This is a genomic window from Planococcus maritimus, assembly GCF_001592825.1.
Classification (GTDB): domain Bacteria; phylum Bacillota; class Bacilli; order Bacillales_A; family Planococcaceae; genus Planococcus; species Planococcus maritimus_C.
Genome location: NZ_LTZG01000001.1, coordinates 79,346 through 99,194, shown reverse-complemented (window position 1 = coordinate 99,194; position 19,849 = coordinate 79,346). Strand labels below are relative to the sequence as shown.

General features: G+C 47.9%; 22 protein-coding genes. 13 read left to right on the top strand and 9 right to left on the bottom strand.

What is annotated here, in order from left to right; all coding sequences use genetic code 11:
- Positions 1-83 precede the first annotated feature (83 nt).
- Positions 84-1,085, bottom strand: coding sequence for an ion channel (locus tag AY633_RS00525; RefSeq protein ID WP_068485583.1), 1,002 nt, complete (start codon positions 1,083-1,085; stop codon positions 84-86).
- A gap of 136 nt (positions 1,086-1,221) precedes the next feature.
- Between AY633_RS00525 and AY633_RS00520 the strand changes: the two genes are divergently transcribed.
- Together AY633_RS00520 and AY633_RS00515 are read left to right on the top strand one after the other, a co-directional pair.
- Positions 1,222-1,911, top strand: coding sequence for an SGNH/GDSL hydrolase family protein (locus AY633_RS00520; protein WP_068485581.1), 690 nt, complete (start codon positions 1,222-1,224; stop codon positions 1,909-1,911).
- A gap of 202 nt (positions 1,912-2,113) precedes the next feature.
- Positions 2,114-3,208, top strand: coding sequence for an acyltransferase family protein (locus AY633_RS00515; protein ID WP_068485579.1), 1,095 nt, complete (start codon positions 2,114-2,116; stop codon positions 3,206-3,208).
- A gap of 24 nt (positions 3,209-3,232) precedes the next feature.
- On the opposite strand, the gene AY633_RS00510 is transcribed toward AY633_RS00515, so the two are convergent.
- The 4 genes from AY633_RS00510 to AY633_RS00495 form a co-directional block, all read right to left on the bottom strand.
- Positions 3,233-3,652 (bottom strand): DUF2892 domain-containing protein, encoded by a 420-nt coding sequence (locus AY633_RS00510; RefSeq protein WP_068485577.1) that lies wholly within the window; start codon positions 3,650-3,652, stop codon positions 3,233-3,235.
- A gap of 93 nt (positions 3,653-3,745) precedes the next feature.
- On the bottom strand, positions 3,746-4,312 hold the full coding sequence (locus AY633_RS00505; protein ID WP_068485575.1) for a TlpA disulfide reductase family protein: 567 nt from the start codon (positions 4,310-4,312) through the stop codon (positions 3,746-3,748).
- A complete protein-coding gene (locus AY633_RS00500; RefSeq protein ID WP_260804390.1) occupies positions 4,309-4,899 on the bottom strand; it encodes a hypothetical protein in 591 nt (196 codons plus the stop codon). Before AY633_RS00500 ends, AY633_RS00505 begins: the two co-directional genes overlap by 4 nt.
- 237 nt (positions 4,900-5,136) lie before the next feature.
- Entirely contained in the window at positions 5,137-5,991 is an 855-nt protein-coding gene (locus AY633_RS00495) for an NAD(P)H-hydrate dehydratase (protein ID WP_068485572.1), read from the bottom strand.
- A 384-nt stretch (positions 5,992-6,375) separates the two neighbouring features.
- Between AY633_RS00495 and AY633_RS00490 the strand changes: the two genes are divergently transcribed.
- From AY633_RS00490 to AY633_RS00480, 3 genes are all read left to right on the top strand, one after another.
- Positions 6,376-7,515, top strand: coding sequence for a M14 family zinc carboxypeptidase (locus AY633_RS00490; protein WP_253183167.1), 1,140 nt, complete (start codon positions 6,376-6,378; stop codon positions 7,513-7,515).
- 107 nt (positions 7,516-7,622) lie between these two features.
- A complete protein-coding gene (locus tag AY633_RS00485) occupies positions 7,623-8,558 on the top strand; it encodes an MBL fold metallo-hydrolase (RefSeq protein ID WP_068485570.1) in 936 nt (311 codons plus the stop codon).
- A 109-nt stretch (positions 8,559-8,667) separates the two neighbouring features.
- Entirely contained in the window at positions 8,668-9,390 is a 723-nt protein-coding gene (locus AY633_RS00480; protein ID WP_068485567.1) for a 3-ketoacyl-ACP reductase, read from the top strand.
- Positions 9,391-9,471: 81 nt separating this feature from the next.
- On the opposite strand, the gene AY633_RS00475 is transcribed toward AY633_RS00480, so the two are convergent.
- Entirely contained in the window at positions 9,472-9,741 is a 270-nt protein-coding gene (locus AY633_RS00475) for a phosphocarrier protein HPr (RefSeq protein ID WP_068485566.1), read from the bottom strand.
- Positions 9,742-9,883: 142 nt separating this feature from the next.
- On the opposite strand from AY633_RS00475, the gene AY633_RS00470 reads away from it, so the two are divergent.
- The 3 genes from AY633_RS00470 to AY633_RS00460 are packed head-to-tail and all read left to right on the top strand — an operon-like array spanning position 9,884 to position 13,487.
- Positions 9,884-10,636, top strand: a complete 753-nt coding sequence (locus AY633_RS00470; protein ID WP_068485564.1) for a DeoR/GlpR family DNA-binding transcription regulator — start codon at positions 9,884-9,886, stop codon at positions 10,634-10,636.
- Positions 10,633-11,565, top strand: coding sequence for a 1-phosphofructokinase (pfkB, locus tag AY633_RS00465; RefSeq protein ID WP_068485562.1), 933 nt, complete (start codon positions 10,633-10,635; stop codon positions 11,563-11,565). The genes AY633_RS00470 and pfkB overlap by 4 nt, the downstream gene beginning before the upstream one ends.
- Positions 11,562-13,487 (top strand): PTS fructose transporter subunit IIABC, encoded by a 1,926-nt coding sequence (locus AY633_RS00460; protein WP_068485560.1) that lies wholly within the window; start codon positions 11,562-11,564, stop codon positions 13,485-13,487. Before pfkB ends, AY633_RS00460 begins: the two co-directional genes overlap by 4 nt.
- Before the next feature lie 56 nt (positions 13,488-13,543).
- Here AY633_RS00460 and AY633_RS00455 read toward each other — a convergent pair whose 3' ends face one another.
- On the bottom strand, positions 13,544-13,819 hold the full coding sequence (locus tag AY633_RS00455) for an HPr family phosphocarrier protein (protein ID WP_068485558.1): 276 nt from the start codon (positions 13,817-13,819) through the stop codon (positions 13,544-13,546).
- A 216-nt stretch (positions 13,820-14,035) separates the two neighbouring features.
- On the opposite strand from AY633_RS00455, the gene AY633_RS00450 reads away from it, so the two are divergent.
- The 3 genes from AY633_RS00450 (at position 14,036) to AY633_RS00440 (ending at position 15,428) form a co-directional block, all read left to right on the top strand.
- Positions 14,036-14,401: a nuclear transport factor 2 family protein gene (locus AY633_RS00450; protein ID WP_068485556.1), complete on the top strand. Its 366-nt coding sequence runs from the start codon at positions 14,036-14,038 to the stop codon at positions 14,399-14,401.
- Positions 14,402-14,588: 187 nt separating this feature from the next.
- A complete protein-coding gene (locus AY633_RS00445) occupies positions 14,589-14,792 on the top strand; it encodes a hypothetical protein (RefSeq protein ID WP_068485555.1) in 204 nt (67 codons plus the stop codon).
- A 48-nt stretch (positions 14,793-14,840) separates the two neighbouring features.
- On the top strand, positions 14,841-15,428 hold the full coding sequence (locus AY633_RS00440) for a histidine phosphatase family protein (protein WP_068485553.1): 588 nt from the start codon (positions 14,841-14,843) through the stop codon (positions 15,426-15,428).
- A 76-nt stretch (positions 15,429-15,504) separates the two neighbouring features.
- Here AY633_RS00440 and AY633_RS00435 read toward each other — a convergent pair whose 3' ends face one another.
- Positions 15,505-15,720 carry a hypothetical protein gene (locus AY633_RS00435; RefSeq protein ID WP_068485551.1) on the bottom strand — a complete coding sequence of 72 codons (216 nt, stop codon included), beginning with the start codon at positions 15,718-15,720 and terminating at the stop codon, positions 15,505-15,507.
- Between the two features lie 106 nt (positions 15,721-15,826).
- Between AY633_RS00435 and AY633_RS00430 the strand changes: the two genes are divergently transcribed.
- Positions 15,827-16,282, top strand: a complete 456-nt coding sequence (locus AY633_RS00430) for an SRPBCC family protein (protein ID WP_068485549.1) — start codon at positions 15,827-15,829, stop codon at positions 16,280-16,282.
- Between the two features lie 240 nt (positions 16,283-16,522).
- Positions 16,523-18,535: an ABC1 kinase family protein gene (locus AY633_RS00420; RefSeq protein WP_068485545.1), complete on the top strand. Its 2,013-nt coding sequence runs from the start codon at positions 16,523-16,525 to the stop codon at positions 18,533-18,535.
- An 81-nt stretch (positions 18,536-18,616) separates the two neighbouring features.
- Here AY633_RS00420 and AY633_RS00415 read toward each other — a convergent pair whose 3' ends face one another.
- Positions 18,617-19,840: an MFS transporter gene (locus AY633_RS00415; RefSeq protein WP_068485543.1), complete on the bottom strand. Its 1,224-nt coding sequence runs from the start codon at positions 19,838-19,840 to the stop codon at positions 18,617-18,619.
- Positions 19,841-19,849: the final 9 nt, after the last annotated feature.

The following is a 19,849-nucleotide window of genomic DNA, read 5'->3' as shown; positions in this document are numbered from 1 at the left end:
AACAGCGCCATGTGCACGCAGTATTTCTTTAACTCTGTCTAGAAAGTTCTCAAAGGCTATTCTTGTTTATTCAACCATTCATTTCATTTGGTTTTTTGAGTTGTGCCAGGCCATTGTTCCCCCGTCATCTCGAGAAGCCCCAAAAGCTTTCGCCTTCTCCATTCAAGTGATTCTATCGCTGTTGCATAGCTTTCTGGTTCGACAGTCGGGATCGCCTTGTCGAGAGTAGCCAGCACTTGATGTGGTGGCAATACAGCAGAGGCATCGATGGATGAGCTATGCAAGGTATCCAAATAACTGGTGATGGTACTTGAGAGTTCCTGCATCAATAAGGTATTAGGCTGAATCTCGTTAGGAATCCCATACTGCAGAAAAGTCAAAGATTCATCGAGCACTACGATGTTGACCGGCAGTGAGCGGTCGTGTGTCGAGCTGCGATAATAATGGAGTACAGGATATGCGTTATATTGCGACACCGAGTGGCTTAATTCGTTTGCGAACGTATCAAGGAGCAGATCCAAATTGTCGAAATTTTTCCCGTTCCATGATGCGTTAACGAATGAAGCGGGATCTTTGGCAATGCCGCTGATGCTAGAAGCGAGCGAACGCTTTTCCGAAACGGCGCTCAGTACTTGTAATAAATACGTCACGCCAAAAGTGATAAAAAGCATGCCGGTCCCCGTCGCGAAAATCGTCACGATTTGCCAGATGCCATCTTCCGGGGCAAATTCGCCATTACCAAGTGTGAAAATTAAATACCCTGCAAAATAGGCATATTCAAGCCATGAGAGTGGGCCGCCATCTTTGGTATCGACAATCATTCCAGAACTGGCAAAAATAAAAGTCCACCCCGCCCACAATAGGAAGATCCACGTCGCCAGGGTGAAGACCAAAATCATCGGCCCCGCGAGGCTCATGAGTGTGAAATGGTTTCGGCTTGCTTGTTTATGAAGTGTCCAGTAAGCGGTAGTGAGCGTGCGGGTCAATGGCCCTGCGCCGCCATCAACCCATAAAGTCGTCCAGATAAAATCGGTCAATGTGAAAGTAATAATCACCATGCCTACAATGAGATAAAGCAGATCCATCGCAATCCCTCCTAAGTGTTCTATCCCTCCATACCCGTTCGCTCTAGGACCGTATGCATACAAGCGGCAAAAAGGAAAGAGATCGTGAAACATGATAAAGTGGAGGGATACAAGTTTAAGGGGGGCGTACAAAAGAGTGGGTAAGAAATTCCTGGCGAGTGCGCTGGACAAAAAGGCATTCAGACGTAAACGACGCAATGTGAATAAGCCGCATCATATCGATAAAATTGTCATTCTCGGTGATTCGGTAGCATATGGCTACGGGACGAAAGGCGGAATCGCAAGACATTTGGCAGACAGTTTCCCAGACAGTGAAGTGCTGAACTTTGGCATCAATGGGTTAACGAGTGATGGACTTGTCGAACGGCTGCGGGCTGGCCATTGGCGGGAGGAGTTGGCACAAGCGGATGTTGTCTTGCTAAATATCGGGGGCAATGACTTGTTGCGTCAATACCGGGAAGGCGGCGTAAGTGAATTGATCCGCCAGTTTGTTCCATTGAAAAGAAAATACCGCCGCAATTTATTGGATATTTATGGAGCTATCCAACAAAATAACAAACACGTGCTCATTGTCCAAAACAGTTTATACAACTCGATGAAAAAAGAAGCACAGTATTTCGGTTTTACCAATCTCTTATTCCACATATGGAATTCGGCAATCGGCTCGAATGGCATTTTGGTCACCAATACACGAAAAATGGGGAAAGTGCCATCGATTTGGCTGGATTCGATTCACCCGAACGAAGAAGGCTATGCGATTATGCATCAATTACTGCTTGAAACACTTCAAACGACTGGCATCACAATTGCAAAAGAGCGGCAGTAAATAATGCCCGGGCCGACCAAGGCTTCTGGGCTTTTTTATTTGGTCATGTAAGCAAAAAAACCATTAGTCTACAGGGACAAATGCTTGTAGTTTAGCGTAAACGTGGTATATTATGTCTATAAATTTTTTAATTTTCTGATAATAACCGATAAATTTAGGTCTTTAAGCAGGCGCGTGAATCTTTGGTGGAGGAGGGAGGGGTATGAGAAGAAAGCTCGTGTTGATTCAATTGTCCAGGGCATTGGTGCCTGTATTGGTCATGCTGCACCATCTATCGACGACGATGATGGATTATTACGGATTCAATATGGGGAATCTTGCTTTTTTGCCGTTGACCGGTGGTGTCTATTATTTCTTCGCATTATCCGGCTTTATGGCCTATTATATCTACCGACATAAGTTCGGTAAAAAAGGACAATTAACGGATTTTCTGATTAATCGTTTCATCCGGATTTACCCACTATATTGGGCCGTGACTTTGGCGTTTTTGGTCTTAGCTTTGTTGTTGCCGTGGTTTGCGACCGGTGCGGAGCGGGATGTGGCCGTCATCTTGACTTCTGTCTTTCTAATCCCGAATCCGGAATGGCAAGATCCGTTTTTGATCGTTGCTTGGTCCTTGGAATACACTATTTATTTTTACCTCATGTTTTCTCTTCTATTTTTGAGCCCCCGTTGGATAGGAAAGGCGCTTTTTACCGCCTGGGGAATCCTGTCCCTATTTGGCATTATCGGCGTTGTTTATATTGACCATTTTCTCTTCGATTTTTTGTTTGCTTCTTATAATTTGATGTTCATTGCGGGAGTGTTTTGTGCGTGGCTCATTCTCCATGTCACTATTCCGGTTAATGCGGCATACTTATTCATTTTATTAGGGCTGATTGGTTTTCCGGTAACTTGGATGAATGCGTTGAATCCGTTCATGGCAATGAGCTTTGAAATGAGCGCTAGTCTCTCCATCGTGCTATTGTTGATCGGCCTAGGTGTGGTCGATTTGAAACAGGACGTCACCATGCCTAACCTGTTTCATCAACTTGGCAATGCCGCTTTTGCGCTTTACCTTGTGCACAATGTGGTGCTCGATGTTTTCTCGGAATGGATGGATCAGGTCGGCTTGCACGAAGTCCTCGGCGATGTTGGCATGAGCCTGGTTCTGATCGCTTTGATGATGTTTTTTGGGATATGGGCACATTTCAAACTGGAGCTGCCGCTGCACCGTCTGTTTAAAGGCTGGTTGCGGAAAAACAAATCGCTTGCTGCTGCACCAAGTGATAAAGAGGCTGTAACCAAAAACCCCTAAGCGGGAAGGCTTAGGGGTTTTTGGTTATTCAGGTTTATTCAATAAATTTTGCAAAGCCTTTTTTTCTCGATTGATTTCGTCGACGGTGCGAATGCCCATCTGGCGGAACAGCGCGATTGCCGGTGTCCAGCCTTGAAGCGCTTGTTGAATGAGGATGGCACTAGAAGCTCCAGCAAGCAGAGCCCATTTTCGATTGGCACGTACTGCCAATAACGAAGAAACAAATGCGATGGATGCCATATTCACTTCGAGCAGGCGTTCTGTATCCCATTCGCGATCCAGCTCTTTGATGCGTTCTTGAATATCGTGTTCGCCTTGGCGTTTAAAATAATTGACCGAGGCTTCTGTTTCCCGTTCGATTTGCTGGTTGATGTGGTCGGGTGTGTGTTCGTTCACTTTCGATTGTGTCGATGGCAATTGTTCTTTCGCTAAATCAAGTTCCATGAAAAAATCCTCCATTTCATTACAAGTCCTGTTTCTAGTATTCCGCAAATGGCTTTTCCTTAAACCCTCCTGCTAGACAAACTGCAAAAAAGCTTAGTCGATGCTGTCCGTCTGGTCTTTCATAACCTGTTCGTCCATCGGTCCGACAATCTTTTGGGCAATGTCACCTTTTGAATCGATGATGTATGTGGTCGGCACGGTACGTATTTGATACGTTTGGGCGGTGCTGCCGGTTTCGTCCATGGGAATGGAGAACGTCAAGCCGAATTGGTCAATAAATGATTGAATCGCTTCCTCGCCGTTGTCTTGTGCGGTCAAGTTGACAGCCAGGATTTCAACGTCGCCGTCCGCATTGTTTTCGTGGAACTCTTGCATATGCGGCATTTCGGCACGGCAAGGCGGACACCAAGTAGCCCAGAAGTTCAAAATGACTTTCTTGCCTTGGTAATCAGAAAGTTTGACTGTATCGCCGTTTTGGTCTGTCAACGTAAAATCAGGAGCTGCCTGCCCTATTGACAGTCCTTCCGTCACAGACTCGTCTTGCGCGTTTGCGGAAGAGGAGCTTGTATCGACCGGCTGTGCATCTTCTTTAAAGAAATTGATGGCAATAATGGCGATTGCTGCAAGGAGCAATAGGCCAATAATGGTTTTTTTAATCATATGCTCGGTCCTTTCTGTTCAAAACGTCTGTACATGGCAATCGTAACCGCACCAACAGTGGCAAGCGTCGCGTTTTGCCAAGTCCATAGCGGGCCGAATGTGCTAAGAATGAGCAATTCCATTGTGAATAGCGCGCCAAACAACAAGCCGTTCGGAACGTCTTGCCGTGTTCTTAACAGACGGATAGATACGATTGCCACTATGAAGAGCAGGGTTTGAAAGGCTGCTTGCATCCACTGCGCTTCAAGGAATTGCAGGATGGACTGGTATGCCAGAGAAAACAATAACCATGAAGCGGCCGCCTGTTCTGCTAAAGCGGCGTGTTTTCGTTGTGCCAGCAACAAATAACCGATGATAAAGGCTGTCGCAAGCAAATGGCCATACAGTCCGCCGTTAAAATAAAGAAGGGATAAGGGCATGTCTAGAAAATGCTGCCAATGAAAGACGATGTAGCTGAGCTTCCACACGAGGATGTAAAATGCCAAAGCGTTCCAGTACCAGTCGCCCATTTTTTGGTTAACCGCTACGCGCATCAGTAGATTGGCTACAGCGGCCGCCAATAACACAGCTACCCATACTGCGGGCACAGTTAAATGAAAAATCGGTACATAGCTCACAGTCTGGATCCTTTGCAGTCTCTGTTCATGGTAAAAACCCTCCAGTTGTATGGAAATGCTGCTGTCTATTGTTTACCATTATAGCGGAAAATGCGACGGTTCTGCGTTTCTGAAAAACGAATGGGCCAGCCGTTTCAGTGCGATAAAACAGCCAAAGCCCGTGTGCACCCGGGCTTTGACGCATGTGACGACTTTTCGAACATTGGCTCACTCGTAGTGTTTCCATACTTCCGGCAACAGCTCTGCGATATCATGCGCAAGCATCGTGTGGGGAGAGCGCGTTTTAATGAACTCGTCCGCACACGCCCCGTGCAAATGGACAGCATTCAAAACAGCATGCCGCCAGTTGTCGTGGCAGCACAGCATGCCGAGCATCATGCCTGTCAACATATCTCCCGTACCGCCTTTAGCAAGGGCGGCATTGCCTGTCGGGTTGTCAAACCGTTCGCCGTCCGGAAAAGCAATCGTCGTTCGGGGACCTTTCAACACGATCGTCAAGTCATGTTTTTCGGCAAACGCCGAAGCACAGGCTCCAGGAGATTCAGTAATCTGTTCTATAGAATAACCAGAGATCCGGCTGAATTCGCCGGCGTGCGGTGTCAAGATGAGCGGAGCGCTTCTTTTGGCATAGCTGCGCGCACTCAATGCACCTGCATCTAGTATAAGAGGATGTGGAGCCCTCAGTAATCTGTCAATCGCCGCTTCGGTCAAAGCATCGGGTGCTGTTCCAGGACCGCAAGCAATGGCTTTGTACGATGCGAGCGAATGGCTGCCATTAGCGATCTGTGCCAGCGCATCCGGCACGTAAGTCGCTTCCGGTACTGCGTGAGCAATGCTTTGGATCGTTTCCCGATATGTGCCGATTTCCAGTTTCCCGACGCCGCTAGTCAACGCGCCGAGCCCTGAGATCAAGGCGGCGCCGGGCATGTCTGGGCCGCCAGCAACCAATAAGGCCGTGCCAAACGTGCCTTTGTGGGCGTCTTGCGTTCGTTTTGGCAACGTGCTCCGCACCATATCTTGCGACCAGCTGGTGCTGTCTTGTAAATGTAGGGAATCTTTCATTTAGAAAACCTCCGTTCTAGGATTATGTCTTAACTGTAGCTGAACCCCGTCAATAGGGAAACCGAAACGCACGGGTTTTATTTACTGATGTGTGGTTGAATCTGTAAGGCCAGCGATCTTAGTAGCCAACAGGTCGATGCAGGTATTTCGTCTTACGAAATGATGAATAGTAGCAAACACGAGATTTCCCCCCTGGCAATGGTAACGAGCGGGAGCTCCCAAGCTTCATGGATTATATATCCAAAGCACTGAAATTTCTGACAACTATAGGCAAGCCTAACAAGCTTTGCTATACTCGGCCTATTCAAAGAAAAGGAGTGGGGATAGTTGAAAAAACACATATTCAAAACAATGACTATGGCGGGGCTTTGTGCGATGCTTGCGATGCCTGTACAAGCAGCAGAACCTGCACAGCCGACAGAACACCATCACGACAATGCCATTTCTGGTTTTATCGATTACAAAGAGTTGCAAAAAGAACTCCAACGCATCGAAGCCGCTAGCAAAGGCTCGGTTTCCGTTGATGTCGCAGGCCAATCATTCGAAGGCCGTGACATTTATACGGCGACTGTCGGGACAGGCGATAAAGTGCTGCTGATCCAAAGTGAGATTCATGGCAATGAAAAGACCGGCACTGTGGCCATTTTAAATATGTTGAAAACCTTATCCGGCAACTCGAAAACGGCAAAAGCCTTGCGCGAGGAAGTGACGATTGTCTTCATGCCGATGATGAATCCGGATGCATCAGAAGGCGATAAGCGCCGCAACAGCATGACGTGGAGTGATGTCGTGGCAGATTACCCGGAACTCTCTGCAGCCTCCCCGTCTTGGAATTACTTGGATCGCGGCATTAGCCAAAGCTATGACTACGGTGCCAACCCAGGTTTTGATGTTAATCGTGATTTCAATCCAGATTTGAATTACGTGCCTAAAGCCGAAGACTTCCCTGGCGCATCGAGCGAACCCGGCTGGTTTATCACAAAAGAAGCCCAAGTGTCACGCGACGTCTATCAATCGCTGCAAGCGGAATATGGCACCGTTGACGTCTTTATCGACCTGCATCACCAAGGAATGTATTATGTTGATGGCAGCTCGGATCCTGTCACCTTATCGCTATCGGCGCAATTTGTCCCGGATCCATCCAGTGCTGAAGGGGCCAAATACAGCGATTATGCAGACCGCTACAACTATGATTTTTCCCGCCAGTTGAATGTAGCGGCATATGAGGAGCTACAGTCCTACGGCAATTCGAAATTCACCAATATCTCCCTTTATTCACAAGGGCTCGACTTGCCGGGCACCGCACTTGGCAGTTATGCATTGAATGGCAGCGGTACGGTGTTATTCGAAGTGCGCGGCCAAACCCAGTCGCTCGGGCAAAAAGAAAAAGGTCAATTGGTTAAATCGGTGGAAAGAGGCTTGACGGGCATCATAGAAGGTGTGGCGGATGATAGCGTTTATTCATTGGACCCAGAAGATTATGAAGATATTCCCTTGACTTCCTATCGCCCGAGCAACAATTAAGATTTAAGATGAAAAGCCGCCATGCATCCTGGCGGCTTTTTTCGTGACACGCTGTTGGCATAAACCAGGATTTGATAGACTGAAGACAAACAGAAAGGGGTGCTTGCATGGCAATCAGCCAGTTAAACGACCGGATTTACTTGATCGACGGCTTCGATCTCGGACTCGAACAGCGCACGGGCAGTTATGTCCTGGTGGAGCAGCAATTAACCATTATCGAAACTGGTCCAAGCCCGTCGGTGGAGCATGTGAAACAAGGACTAAAAGAACTGGGGCGCTCACTCGATGAAGTCCGCTATATTATCGTGACACACATCCATCTCGACCACGCCGGGGGAGCGGGCTTATTATTGCAAGACTGCCCGAACGCCACGCTCATCGTCCACCCGAAAGGCGCCAGGCATCTCGCGGACCCGGGCCGACTGGTCGCTGGGGCTCGCGCCGTATACGGAGACAAATTCGATGATTTGTTCAATCCGATTGTCCCGGTGCCGGAACACCGCATCAAAGTGAAAACAGAGGGCGATGTCTTGCGCATCGGTCCAGACTGCACGCTCGAATTCTGGGACACGCCGGGACATGCCAAGCACCACTTCGGCATTTTTGACCCTGTATCAAATGGGGTATTTGCAGGAGATACAGCGGGCATCCGCTACGCGCAGTTGATCGAAGACAGCATCGATTTTTACTTGCCGTCCACTTCGCCGAACCAATTCGACCCCGTGGCGATGAGAGCTTCCATTGAACGGATGCAAAAGCAGCAACTCGACGTGCTTTATTTCGGACATTATGGCGCTACGGTCCATCCGCAGGCAGCGCTCGGCCAAGTGCTCGAATGGCTCGAGGTGTTTATGGAAGCGGGAGCTGCAGCCTATCAACACGATGAATCGGCGGAGCAATTGGCAAAACGTCTGGAGCTGAAGGTTATGGCGCAGTTAGCTGATAGTGGCGTTGAGCCGGAACACCGCGTCATGCCTTATATTGACATGGACTTACACGTCAGTGCACAAGGATTGCTGGATTATTTTCGCAAGCAAAACTAAGGCCGCTTGAAAAAATTCACCACTCAGGCAGACGCCCGGTTTAGCGGCGCCTATTTAGGGGCAAAGATTAGGGCAGAGAAAATCATTTACCTGAAGGGCGGAAAATATAGTGGGACAAGTATTAACGGAAAAAACAGCAATTATTACAGGAGCGGGACGAGGCATCGGCCGGGCAACTGCCCTGGCACTGGCCAATGAAGGCGTGGCCGTCGGGTTGATCGCGAGAACCCAAAAAGACATTGAACAACTGGCGAAAGAAATCCGTTCGTTGCGCGGGCGTGCTGAATTTGCGGTGGCCGATGTGTCGGATCCGAAGCAAGTCGAAGCGGCCGTTGAGAAATTGACGGGCGAACTCGGCACAATCGATATCCTCATCAACAATGCAGGAGTCGGGAAATACGGCAAATTCATGGAACTCGAAACCGAAGACTGGCAAAATATGCTCAATATCAATTTGATGGGCATGGTTCATATGACAAAAGCGGTGCTGCCGCAAATGGTCGATAAACAAGGCGGCGATATCGTCAATATTTCTTCTTCGTCAGGACTCAAAGGCACAAAAGGCTCAAGCGCCTATAGCGCATCGAAATTCGCCGTGCTCGGCATGAGCGAATCCTTGATGCAGGAAGTGCGCCCAGATAATATCCGTGTTTTCGCTATGGCGCCGAGCCGCGTTGTGACAAGCATGACTGATACGGGCAATGAAACTGAACAGGAAAAAGAAAAATTCATGCAGCCAGAGGACATTGCGGAATACATCGTGTCGCAATTGAAATTGAATCCGCGCATTTTTATCCCGTTGTCGAAACAATGGGCGACCAACCCGTTCTAAACATGCGAAAAACCCCTGAACGCCAATCCGGCGTTCAGGGGTTTTTCATGCTATCCATTAGAGATGCCGTGAAGCGAAGTATTAAGCGTTTGAAATGCCTTCTGCTTTTAGCACTTCGTCGATTTTCGCCATTGCTTGTTCTTCATCTGTGCCATCTGCCGCGATCGTCACGGTGGATCCTGATGCAATGCCGAGTGACATGACACCGAGAATCGATTTTAAGTTAACTTGCTTGCCGTTAAAGCCGAGTGTGATGTTCGATTGGAATTTCGAGATGGAGCCGACCAGTGCTGATGCTGGGCGTGCATGGATGCCCGCTTCGTCTGTAATTGTGTATTGTTTTTCTACCATGATGTTTTCCTCCTATAGATGAACGTATTTGAGCGGTTTTCATTCTTTTTTGAATGAATTTGACTGCTTATGAAAGATTATGATTGATTTTGTAAACGATTTCAAGTATTATCTATTTAATCAGAAAAAAAGAGGTGATGGAATGCTGACGACGGAGCGGCATCAACTGATTTTAGATCTCTTGAAAGAAAAGCAGAGCATTAAGATTCAGGAACTGGTGGAACTCACCTCGGCTTCTGAATCCACCATTCGAAGAGATTTGACAGAACTGGAAGACCTGCAAAAGTTAGAACGGGTTTTTGGCGGGGCGAGACGGATTGCGCAGAATATGCCAGAGCCGAGCCTATCGGATAAAGCAGCGAAACATTTATCGGAAAAACTGCGGATTGCCCGATATGCAGCGTCGCTCGTCCAAACTGGGGACGCGATTTTCATCGATGCAGGAACAACCACCGCCCAAATGATTCCTTTATTAAAAGACAAAGATGTAACCGTTGTCACGAACGGCTTGAGCCATCTGGAAGCCCTGACCGAGCACGGGATTACTGCTTATCTGACGGGGGGATTCATCAAAGCGAGGACGGGCGCATTGGTTGGCCCACAAGCGATTCAGTCACTGGAGAGTTACCGCTTCGATAAAAGTTTTCTCGGGGTCAATGGCCTCCATATAGACCATGGCTTTACGACACCGGACCCGGAAGAAGCGGCCGTCAAGCGAAGGGCCGGGGAATTGGCGAAGAGCTGTTATGTGCTCACGGATCAATCGAAATACGGACAAGTGAGCTTTGCCCATATCTTTAACTTAAGCGAGGCTGCACTCATCATCGATGGCTTGCCGGAAGAGACAGTAGAAGAGATCGAACGACAAACAACAATTAAGGTGGTGACACAATGATCTACACATGCACAATCACGCCATCCATCGATTACACAGCGTACTTGCCGAAATTCGAAAGCGGTACGTTAAACCGTTCGGAGGAAGTGTATTACTATCCTGGTGGGAAAGGCATCAACGTTTCGCGGGTGCTTAGCCGTTTGGGCTTGAAGAGCCGAGCGCTTGGATATGCTGGGGGCTTCACCGGGCGTTATATTGAAGAGTTTTTAGCTACAGAAGGCATTGAAACCGATTTTATCGATGCTGGAGACATTACACGGATCAATGTCAAAATCAAATCCGAAGCCGAAACCGAATTAAACGGGCCAGGTCCGGAGCTCAAACAGCACCAGCTTGAGCAGTTGACAGACAAAGTGGCTACCATGGCTGCAGGCGACTGGTTCGTACTCGCGGGCAGCTTGCCGGCATCCGTGCCGATCCAATTTTTCAAAGACCTGGCTGTCAGTTGTCACGAGCGTGGCATTCATTTCGTACTCGACACCTCAGGCCCTGCGCTTGAAGCCTTGCTCGACACCCAGCCTTTTCTCATTAAACCAAACGAACACGAACTGGGAGAGATGTTCGGAGTGACAATCACTACCCAACTACAAGCTTTTCACTATGCTGGCCTATTAGTGGAAAGAGGCATCCAGCATGTTGTCGTCTCGATGGGCGGCTCGGGAGCTATTTACGTTTCCCGGGACCATCGTTACCAAGCCAAGGCGCCACAAGGTAAAGCCGTGAATACGGTCGGCTCGGGAGACTCGCTCGTATCCGGATTTATCGCTTCTTATATCCATCACCAAGACCCAAAACAAGCTTTCCGGTACGGAGTTGCCAGCGGAAGCGCCACAGCGTTTCGGTCTGATTTATGTGAACTGGCCGATGTGGAACGATTACTGCCTGAAGTCAGCATCACCCCATTCGAAAAAAAGGATGTGACACAATGAGAATTACACAATTATTGACGGAAAACACCATCATTCTAAACTTGAAAGCTGGATCCAAGCGCGATGTACTGGACGAATTGGCTGGCCAATTGAACGAGGCGGGCAAGTTAAACGACCAACAGCAATTCACAAAAGACATCTTGGCCCGCGAAGAACAAAGCACAACCGGAATCGGCGATACGATCGCTATTCCTCATGCTAAATCTAAAGCAGTTAAAGAACCTGCGATCGCGTTTGGCCGTTCGCATGAAGGCATCGACTTTGAATCCTTGGACGGGCAGCCGGCACAGCTGTTTTTCATGATTGCGGCGACGGACGGAGAGAACGATGATCACCTAGAAGCTCTGTCGCGCCTCGCGACCTTCTTGATGGATGAAAAATTCCGCGTTAATATCCTGGAAGCCGAATCGAAACAGCAAGTGCTTGATATCGTTTCTGCGAAAGAAGCGGAAGTGGAGGGGCCGGAACAAACAGCTGATGCGCAACCAGTTGCCGGTGCACAAGATTCAGCAGGGGGCAAAATCTTAGCTGTTACCGCTTGTCCGACAGGGATCGCGCACACGTATATGGCGGCTGAGAAGCTTAGTGGCCGTGCAAAAGAACGCGGCATCAATTTGAAAGTGGAAACCAACGGCTCGAGTGGCGTGAAAAATCGCCTGAGCGATGCGGAAATCGCAGAAGCGGATGCCATCATCGTGGCAGCCGACACGAAAGTGGAAATGGCGAGATTCGACGGGAAACCGGTCATTCAAACACAAGTCGGCAAAGCCATTTACGAGACGGACCAATTATTGGACCGTGCTATTGCCAAAGATGCACCTGTTTACAAACATGACCGCACGAAAGATGCTGATGCTGGCACCGAGCCAAAGTCAGGATTCTACAAGCATTTGATGAACGGCGTTTCAAACATGTTGCCATTTGTCGTGGGCGGCGGGATCTTGATCGCATTGTCATTCTTCTGGGGCATTAATGCGGCAAATCCGGATAGCCCGGAATACAATGAATTCGCAGCGATGCTATCAACGATTGGCGGCGGCACGGCGTTCTTCCTTATGGTTCCAGTCCTTGCCGGATTCATTGCCATGAGTATTGCCGACCGTCCTGGATTCGCTCCGGGGATGATCGGCGGCTTGCTTGCTATTACGGTCACGGGTGTTGAAGGGGCAAGCGGTGGTTCTGGCTTCCTTGGCGGTTTGATTGCCGGTTTCCTTGCCGGCTATGTCACGCTTCTCGTGAAAAAAGCGTTCTCTGGCCTTCCGCAAAGCCTGGAAGGGTTAAAGCCGGTATTGTTCTTCCCGGTGTTCAGTATTCTGATCACGGGCGTTGTCATGATGCTCATCAATCCGCCATTGACGCAAGTGTATTCCGGCATTTCTGCATTCCTGGAAGGACTGGGCGGGACGAACCTCGTACTGGTCGGGTTGTTGCTTGGCGGCATGATGGCAGTCGATATGGGCGGCCCGGTCAATAAAGCGGCTTACACATTCGGCATCGCGATGCTCGACGCACAGAACTTCAATTTCATGGCTACGGTCATGGCAGCGGGTATGGTTCCGCCACTTGGCTTGGCCATCGCTACGACGATGTTCAAGAAGAAATTCACCAAGCCAGAACGTGAAGCCGGCAAGACGGCATATGTTCTCGGTGCTAGTTTCATCACAGAAGGCGTCATTCCGTTCGCTGCAGCCGATCCGGCACGGGTTATCCCGTCTGCGATTGCAGGGGCAGCCACAACTGGCGCGCTCGTCATGCTATTCGACATCGGGCTACTCGCACCACACGGCGGCGTATTCGTCATCGGTTTAGTTGACGGTGGAGTACCAAGTATTTTGATGTATTTACTGGCCATTCTCATTGGTTCTTTCGTGACCGCGATCTTGGTCGGGTTGCTGAAGAAAAACATCACGGTCGCTGCATAGATGAAAAACCGCCAACCGGCATATACCGGTTGGCGGTATTTTGATGTGTCTGGAGTTTATTGTTCGGCATCAATCATGTCTTTGGCCAGCAAGAGCTCGGTGGCCGCAACAAGGGCTTGCTGTTCATCTGGGCCGTCCGCATGGATGATAATCGCGGAGCGGGTCGGAATGCCAAGACTCATAACACCGAGTATGGATTTCAGATTGACAGTTCGGTTCTTGAACTCTAATGATAATTCACTTTGAAAGCGGTTGGCTTCACTGACAAGTGCTGCAGCTGGGCGTGCGTGCAAGCCTTCTTCGGCGGTAATGACAAATTGTTTTTTGGCCATATGGATAATCCTCCCCAATAATTAATGGATGCATTTTTCCATTATACCCATTCGAGTGCTTCGTGGACACAATCAAATCTAAAGAAATAAAGGGGACGAAAAATAGAAGAGATACAATAAACTAGGCAGTGTGCAGCAAAGAGAGTACACTGAAAATAAGTTGAATGTTCAGAAAAAAGATAAAAGAAATGATTTGAATAATAGGGAGGGAAAACGATGGAGGCAAACAGCGCCAGTAAATTTTTAAGAGAGTTCAATGATGCTTTTTTTAAAGGCAAAAAGGATTTTATCGAACAGCATGTGTCAGATGATGTTATATGGATCATGGTCGGGGCCATGCCCTTAAAAGGAAGGCAGGCCTTATTGGACGCCGCTTTCGGCATGCAGGATTATACGCAAATGGACTATGCAGTCGATATGGTTATTGCGCAAGGACAAGAAGGGGCGGTCAAAGGAGTCATGACCTCAAAAGGCGGAAATGATAGAGAAAGGAAATACTGTTATTGCGATTTTTACGAATGGCAAGAAACCGGCGAGCTGCAAATAACGAAAATGACTTCATTTGTGGTGGAGACGAAATAGAGCCAAATTCGGCTCTATTTTCTTTTGCTTAATTTAAATGTACTATGCTACATAAGGTTTATAAGGTTAGAAAAAAAACGCCACCAACACAATCAAGCCCTACAAGCGAGTGAATATTGACATTTCTTGCGTTCTGGAAAAAAATTCGGCAAGATGGATAAAGAGCAATAAGAAAGGGTGCAGGGCAGTGGATTATCTGAAATCTCGTAAAAATGCATATGGCGTTTTACTCAGCGGGCTTGTAGTGGGTGTGGTTATCGCATTTTTGATTAACGATGACCCGGATACCTCTACCTTGGTCGCAGCAGGCGCAATCGGTGTCGTGATCGGTGAAGCCATCATGTTCTGGCGCTGGAGCAAACAACGAAAAACCACACGGCACGAAGACTAAAGCCCGGCAATTATCAAGCAACGAGCAGCAGAAGGGAAGTAGAAGGCAATGACGACAATATGCCTCATTCGGCACGGAGAAACAGAATGGAATAAGCTTGGGCGCATACAAGGAACAACAGATATACCGTTAAACGAAACAGGCAAGCAGCAAGCGCGGGCATGCAAAGATCATTTGGACGGAGAAGCGTGGGACGTTATCGTGACAAGCCCGCTCAAGCGCGCCAAGGAAACCGCAGAAATCATTAATGAAACATTGCGGTTGCCGTTTGTCGAAATGAAAGAATTCCAAGAAAAACATTTCGGAAAAGCAGAAGGCATGACGGCAGATGAGCGCTACGGGCTATTCCCAGACAAGAATTACCCAGGGCAGGAACAGCCTGAAGAGTTTCACGGCAGGCTATTGATTGGCTTAACGGAGCTGCATGAACGTTTCAGTAACCAGCGTGTGCTCGTCGTGGCGCACGGAGGCGTTATTAACGCCATTCTTGGCCAATTGGCATACGGAGAGTACGACGGCGACATCCGGCTGCAAAATGGCGGCATGAATCACTTGTCATATGCCAACGAGCGTTGGGAAATACAACATTATAATGTTGTGGATCACCTTGAGGTATTGGATGCACAGACAAAATAACAGGCTTTGATAAAAAAAACACCGCCAGCGTTGGCGGTGTTTTCTAAGGGATGGAATATGTAGCAGCAACGAGAAATCATTTGCGCTTTTGAGCAGTTTCTGTCGGCGCATGCGCTTCTTTAGCATTGAATATCCCGCGCCGGAAGACGAACACAGCAAGTGCTGCCATAAACAAGGCAGAATTAAACCAGAACACTAAATCATATAACTTGCCTTCGAACAACAAGGTATTCAGAACGGTCAATAAATGCATCACCAGTAGAAAAAGAAACAGAATCGTCGAGGTTCTCATCAAATCACTCCATAATCAGTTTGCTGGTTCCATTGTAACGGAACTGGCACACGCCGGTAAGTATTTGAGGAAATTGTAGAAAAGAGTTCAAGAAAGGATGAGAAAAATGGTCAAATGGAAAGAACAAGTGGTCATCAATGCGCCGATCGACCAGACTTGGAGATTGTTTCAAGACGAGCACATCCACCGCATCATGCCGAAAGTAGAATCGCATGAATTGCTTGAAGGGAAAAACGATGCAGCAGGCGCGAAACACGCGCAAGTGTATACAGAAGGCAAACAGCAGCAACGGTATATCGTGGAAACCCTGGCCTATGTGGATGAACCGGCCAAAAAATACCGTGAAACGACCTTCGAGATGGGGCAGATGTTCAAAGTGCGTTATGCCTTCACTTTGGAGAAAGAAACAGAGAAGACTACACGGTTTATTTATGAAGGACATAATAAAGGCATCAGCGTTACAGCAAAGATGATGTTGCTGGCTGGAAGCAAAAAGGCAGCCCGCAATACGGTGTTAAATTTCATGAACCGAGTAAAAGAGCAAGCCGAACGCGAAATTTAAAAACAGATTAAGAGGTAAGAATGAATAAGTAGAATGAAAATAAAAGTAATAAACTACATAAGGTATTAGTATGAAAACAAAAAATAGCCAACAAGCAAATCTAGACACTATTAAGAAAAAGAAGGAAGGGCTTAGCGGCGTCTCGAAATTACCTATAAGCAAGGGTTACGGTTTTATTTCATCAAATCTGAATCAAACAGCGATGCTAGGATCCACGGTGCAGAGAAAGGAGTTACACAAATGCTCATTTATATTCGAGTGATTGCTGAAATACTGGTGATTGCTTTATTCATTTATTTTGTCAGCGGCCGGCTGATGGGCGCGAAAGTGAATTTCACCAAACGCCTATTATCTGTTGCACTCGGCATTGTCTTGACGACATTCGTTTATTGGTATTCCTATTTGCGTTATACCGAATTCATGGATGATGCTTTTTCTACGATGCTGACCGATACAAGCACCATTATTTGGATTGGCAGCATGTTGATGATTTCCATGCTGTTTTACTTGATACTAGAATTATTCGATCCGATTGAACTTGGAGACCGCGGAGAGCGCATCACAAACCGCAAGTTTATTTGGAAACGGCTGCGCAGCCGCTGGAGACGCCAAAAGCGCTTAAGCAAAGTACTGGAGATCGCTGTTAAAAACGGCATTTCGAGTACCTTGAAATATGCGCGGCATCGTGAGAATAACCGGGAACTGGCAGTTGCTTTTCGCAGAACGCTAGAAGAAAGTGGCGGCGTATTTATCAAGTTCGGTCAAGTGCTGTCGACGCGGACAGATTTGTTTGCACCAGTTTTCATTGAAGAGCTCAGCCAGCTCCAGCAAAATGTCAAAGCCTTGCCAAAAGAGCAAGTGACTGAGATCTTAGGGAAATCTATGGCACAACCCATCGAAGAAGTATTTTCAAAGCTCGACAAAGAACCGCTCGCTTCGGCGTCGATTGGCCAGATCCACCGTGGCGTGCTAAGGAAAACCAACGAAGAAGTTATCATTAAAATGCAGCGCCCTGAAGTGAGTGCCATTATGCGAGACGATTTGGACATTCTCTTGGAATTTGCGGAATGGGTTTCCAGTAAATCAACATGGGCTCAGAATATCGGATTCCTCGAATTGGCGATTGGATTCGCCAATGGCTTGCGTGAAGAAATCGATTTTGAAATCGAAATGCGCAATATGATCCAAGTCAGCAATGCTTTAGAAGACAGCAAAAACCACGTGAAAATCCCCAAAGTCTACCGGGAATATAGCAATTCAACGATTATCGTCATGCAGTATTTCCAGGGCAAAAGCATTTCGAAGGGCGAGGCTGTATTCCGCCATTTTAATGTCGAGCCTAAGCAATTCGGCCGTACGGTGCTATTTTCATTCTTGGAACAGATGCTATTTTCGGGCATATTCCACGCTGACCCGCATCCAGGGAATATTTTTATCGACGAAACGGACGGCAAACCGATCTTGCTTGATTTTGGTTCTGTCGGGCGCTTGACGGCGTCCCAGCAGGAAGCGCTCAATCATTTTATCATTGGCATCCAACAAAATGACGCCGGCATCGTTCACGATGCGGTCCGCAAGCTTGTGGAAAACAGTGATAAACTCGATGGAATACGATTTGAACAAGCTATTGGGGAAATTTTGCTGAAAATCTCCTATGTCGATCGGATCCCGACAGCCGAATTGATTCATTCTTTATTCGACGTTATTCGTGAATTCGGTTTGGCGTTTTATCCGTCTGTGGGGATCGCGCTCAGGTCATTGATTAGCCTCGACAGCACTCTGCACACCATTGATCCGAATTTCGATATGTTCACGGAAGCGAAAAGCTTCGCGAAAGAATATAAGACCACGGTGTTAAAAAAACCGTTCAAGCAACCACGAGCCACAAAAGAACGTCTGGAAGAGGAACTGGTGCTGATCTTGCCGGAAGTTGCCAAATTGCCGAAACGCATCGACCAATTGGTTCGGCGCGTAGAAGGCGGAAAAATCATTTTGCACCATGATGTGTTTTCCGATAAGCACAATTCAGGATTTGTCATGCAATTATTCTCCAGATTCGTCTTATTGATGTCAGGAATTACATTTGGCTTCATATCGGCCGCATTACTGGCTATCGCGCAATTCATCGAAACCGTGTATGCAATTTACCTAAATACCGCGGCGTACGGAGGCCTATTTTTATGCGTCATTTTGCTGGTCAGGTTGTCGATCCAAGCCATTCGCGATATGAAACGCAGCAACCAGTATAAATAAATAATAGTTTATAGAATAGCGAAAAACCCCATTCTAGAATCAATTCTAGGATGGGGTTTTTGGATGGCGTGGAACCCAATTTTAGTTAGCCGATTGGGGATTTTGAGCATTTAAAGAAGGTTTGCGCTCTGGACCTTGTTCCAAACGACGGCTCCATGCACTCAGCAAGACAGCACCAAAGACCATAACAGCGCCAATCCAAGGCGTATGAATCAGCCCGATCGTATCGGCCATAGAGCCGCCAAGCACCGCTCCAATGGCTATGCCGGCATTGAAGGCGGCGATATTGATGGCAGACGCCGTATCCACGGCACTCGGCACATATCGCTCAGCGAGCATGACCGCATACACTTGAAGACCGGGAACGTTCATAAATGCGAATAACCCCATTAAGAGAATGGTGATCAAGCCGGCGATTTTGAATGGAATCGTAAACGTCAAAACCAGCAAGATGACAGCTTGAATGAGGAACATATAGAACAATGCCCGAATCGGGTTGTGGTTGGCTAGCTTTCCACCGATCGTATTGCCCGCTGCAATGGCGATGCCGTAAGCAAAGAGAATGATCGTGACAGTTCCAGCGGCAAAGCCGGTGATTTCCTGAAGCAAGGGAGACAAATAAGTAAAGACAACAAACGTGCCGCCATATCCAAGAGCCGTAATGGCAAAGACCAATAGCAAGCGCCCATTGGTGACTAGTTTGACTTGATCGCGAAAGGTTGTGCGTGCCGCTTTTCTCAAATCACTCGGCACGAGCAACGCATTGCCGATAAATGCTGCGAGACCGAGAATCACAATGGCCATGAATGCAAAACGCCAGCCGAATTGTTGGCCGAGAAACGTGCCAATAGGAACGCCGGTTACCGTCGCCACTGTTAAGCCTGTGAACATCATGGCAATGGCACTGGCCCGTTTGTTTTCCGGCACCAAATCTGCGGCAATCGTAGCGCCGATTGCCATGAAGACACCATGCGCCAATGCGGATATGATGCGTGCAGCAAGCAACACACCAACCGTCGAAGCCGTCGCCGCTATTAAGTTGCCGATGATAAAGACAACCATAATCCATAACAGCAACGACTTGCGGGGCATGTTTGAACTAAGGGAAGTCAAGACTGGGGCACCGACCATCACACCAACCGCATATAGAGATACCGTCAGTCCAGCTGTACTAACCGAAATTCCTAAATCTTCAGCGATCAATGGCAGTAGGCCGACACTGATGAATTCGGTGGTTCCGATGGCAAAGGCACTTAGTGCTAGAGCTAATAGAGCGAAATTACTTCGTTTTTGTGTTGTAGACATTTTTTTCTC

Bases quoted from the DNA above. Each gene is read 5' to 3' on its own strand.
- AY633_RS00510 (WP_068485577.1), bottom strand. From the start codon at position 3,652: ATGGAACTTGATTTAGCGAAAGAACAATTGCCATCGACACAATCGAAA.
- AY633_RS00415 (WP_068485543.1), bottom strand. From the start codon at position 19,840: ATGTCTACAACACAAAAACGAAGTAATTTCGCTCTATTAGCTCTAGCA.
- AY633_RS00460 (WP_068485560.1), top strand. From the start codon at position 11,562: ATGAGAATTACACAATTATTGACGGAAAACACCATCATTCTAAACTTG.
- AY633_RS00420 (WP_068485545.1), top strand. From the start codon at position 16,523: ATGCTCATTTATATTCGAGTGATTGCTGAAATACTGGTGATTGCTTTA.
- AY633_RS00435 (WP_068485551.1), bottom strand. From the start codon at position 15,720: ATGAGAACCTCGACGATTCTGTTTCTTTTTCTACTGGTGATGCATTTA.
- AY633_RS00515 (WP_068485579.1), top strand. From the start codon at position 2,114: ATGAGAAGAAAGCTCGTGTTGATTCAATTGTCCAGGGCATTGGTGCCT.
- AY633_RS00505 (WP_068485575.1), bottom strand. From the start codon at position 4,312: ATGATTAAAAAAACCATTATTGGCCTATTGCTCCTTGCAGCAATCGCC.
- AY633_RS00485 (WP_068485570.1), top strand. From the start codon at position 7,623: ATGGCAATCAGCCAGTTAAACGACCGGATTTACTTGATCGACGGCTTC.
- AY633_RS00455 (WP_068485558.1), bottom strand. From the start codon at position 13,819: ATGGCCAAAAAACAATTTGTCATTACCGCCGAAGAAGGCTTGCACGCA.
- AY633_RS00450 (WP_068485556.1), top strand. From the start codon at position 14,036: ATGGAGGCAAACAGCGCCAGTAAATTTTTAAGAGAGTTCAATGATGCT.
- AY633_RS00475 (WP_068485566.1), bottom strand. From the start codon at position 9,741: ATGGTAGAAAAACAATACACAATTACAGACGAAGCGGGCATCCATGCA.
- AY633_RS00490 (WP_253183167.1), top strand. From the start codon at position 6,376: ATGCCTGTACAAGCAGCAGAACCTGCACAGCCGACAGAACACCATCAC.
- pfkB (WP_068485562.1), top strand. From the start codon at position 10,633: ATGATCTACACATGCACAATCACGCCATCCATCGATTACACAGCGTAC.
- AY633_RS00430 (WP_068485549.1), top strand. From the start codon at position 15,827: ATGGTCAAATGGAAAGAACAAGTGGTCATCAATGCGCCGATCGACCAG.
- AY633_RS00525 (WP_068485583.1), bottom strand. From the start codon at position 1,085: ATGGATCTGCTTTATCTCATTGTAGGCATGGTGATTATTACTTTCACA.
- AY633_RS00495 (WP_068485572.1), bottom strand. From the start codon at position 5,991: ATGAAAGATTCCCTACATTTACAAGACAGCACCAGCTGGTCGCAAGAT.
- AY633_RS00470 (WP_068485564.1), top strand. From the start codon at position 9,884: ATGCTGACGACGGAGCGGCATCAACTGATTTTAGATCTCTTGAAAGAA.
- AY633_RS00440 (WP_068485553.1), top strand. From the start codon at position 14,841: ATGACGACAATATGCCTCATTCGGCACGGAGAAACAGAATGGAATAAG.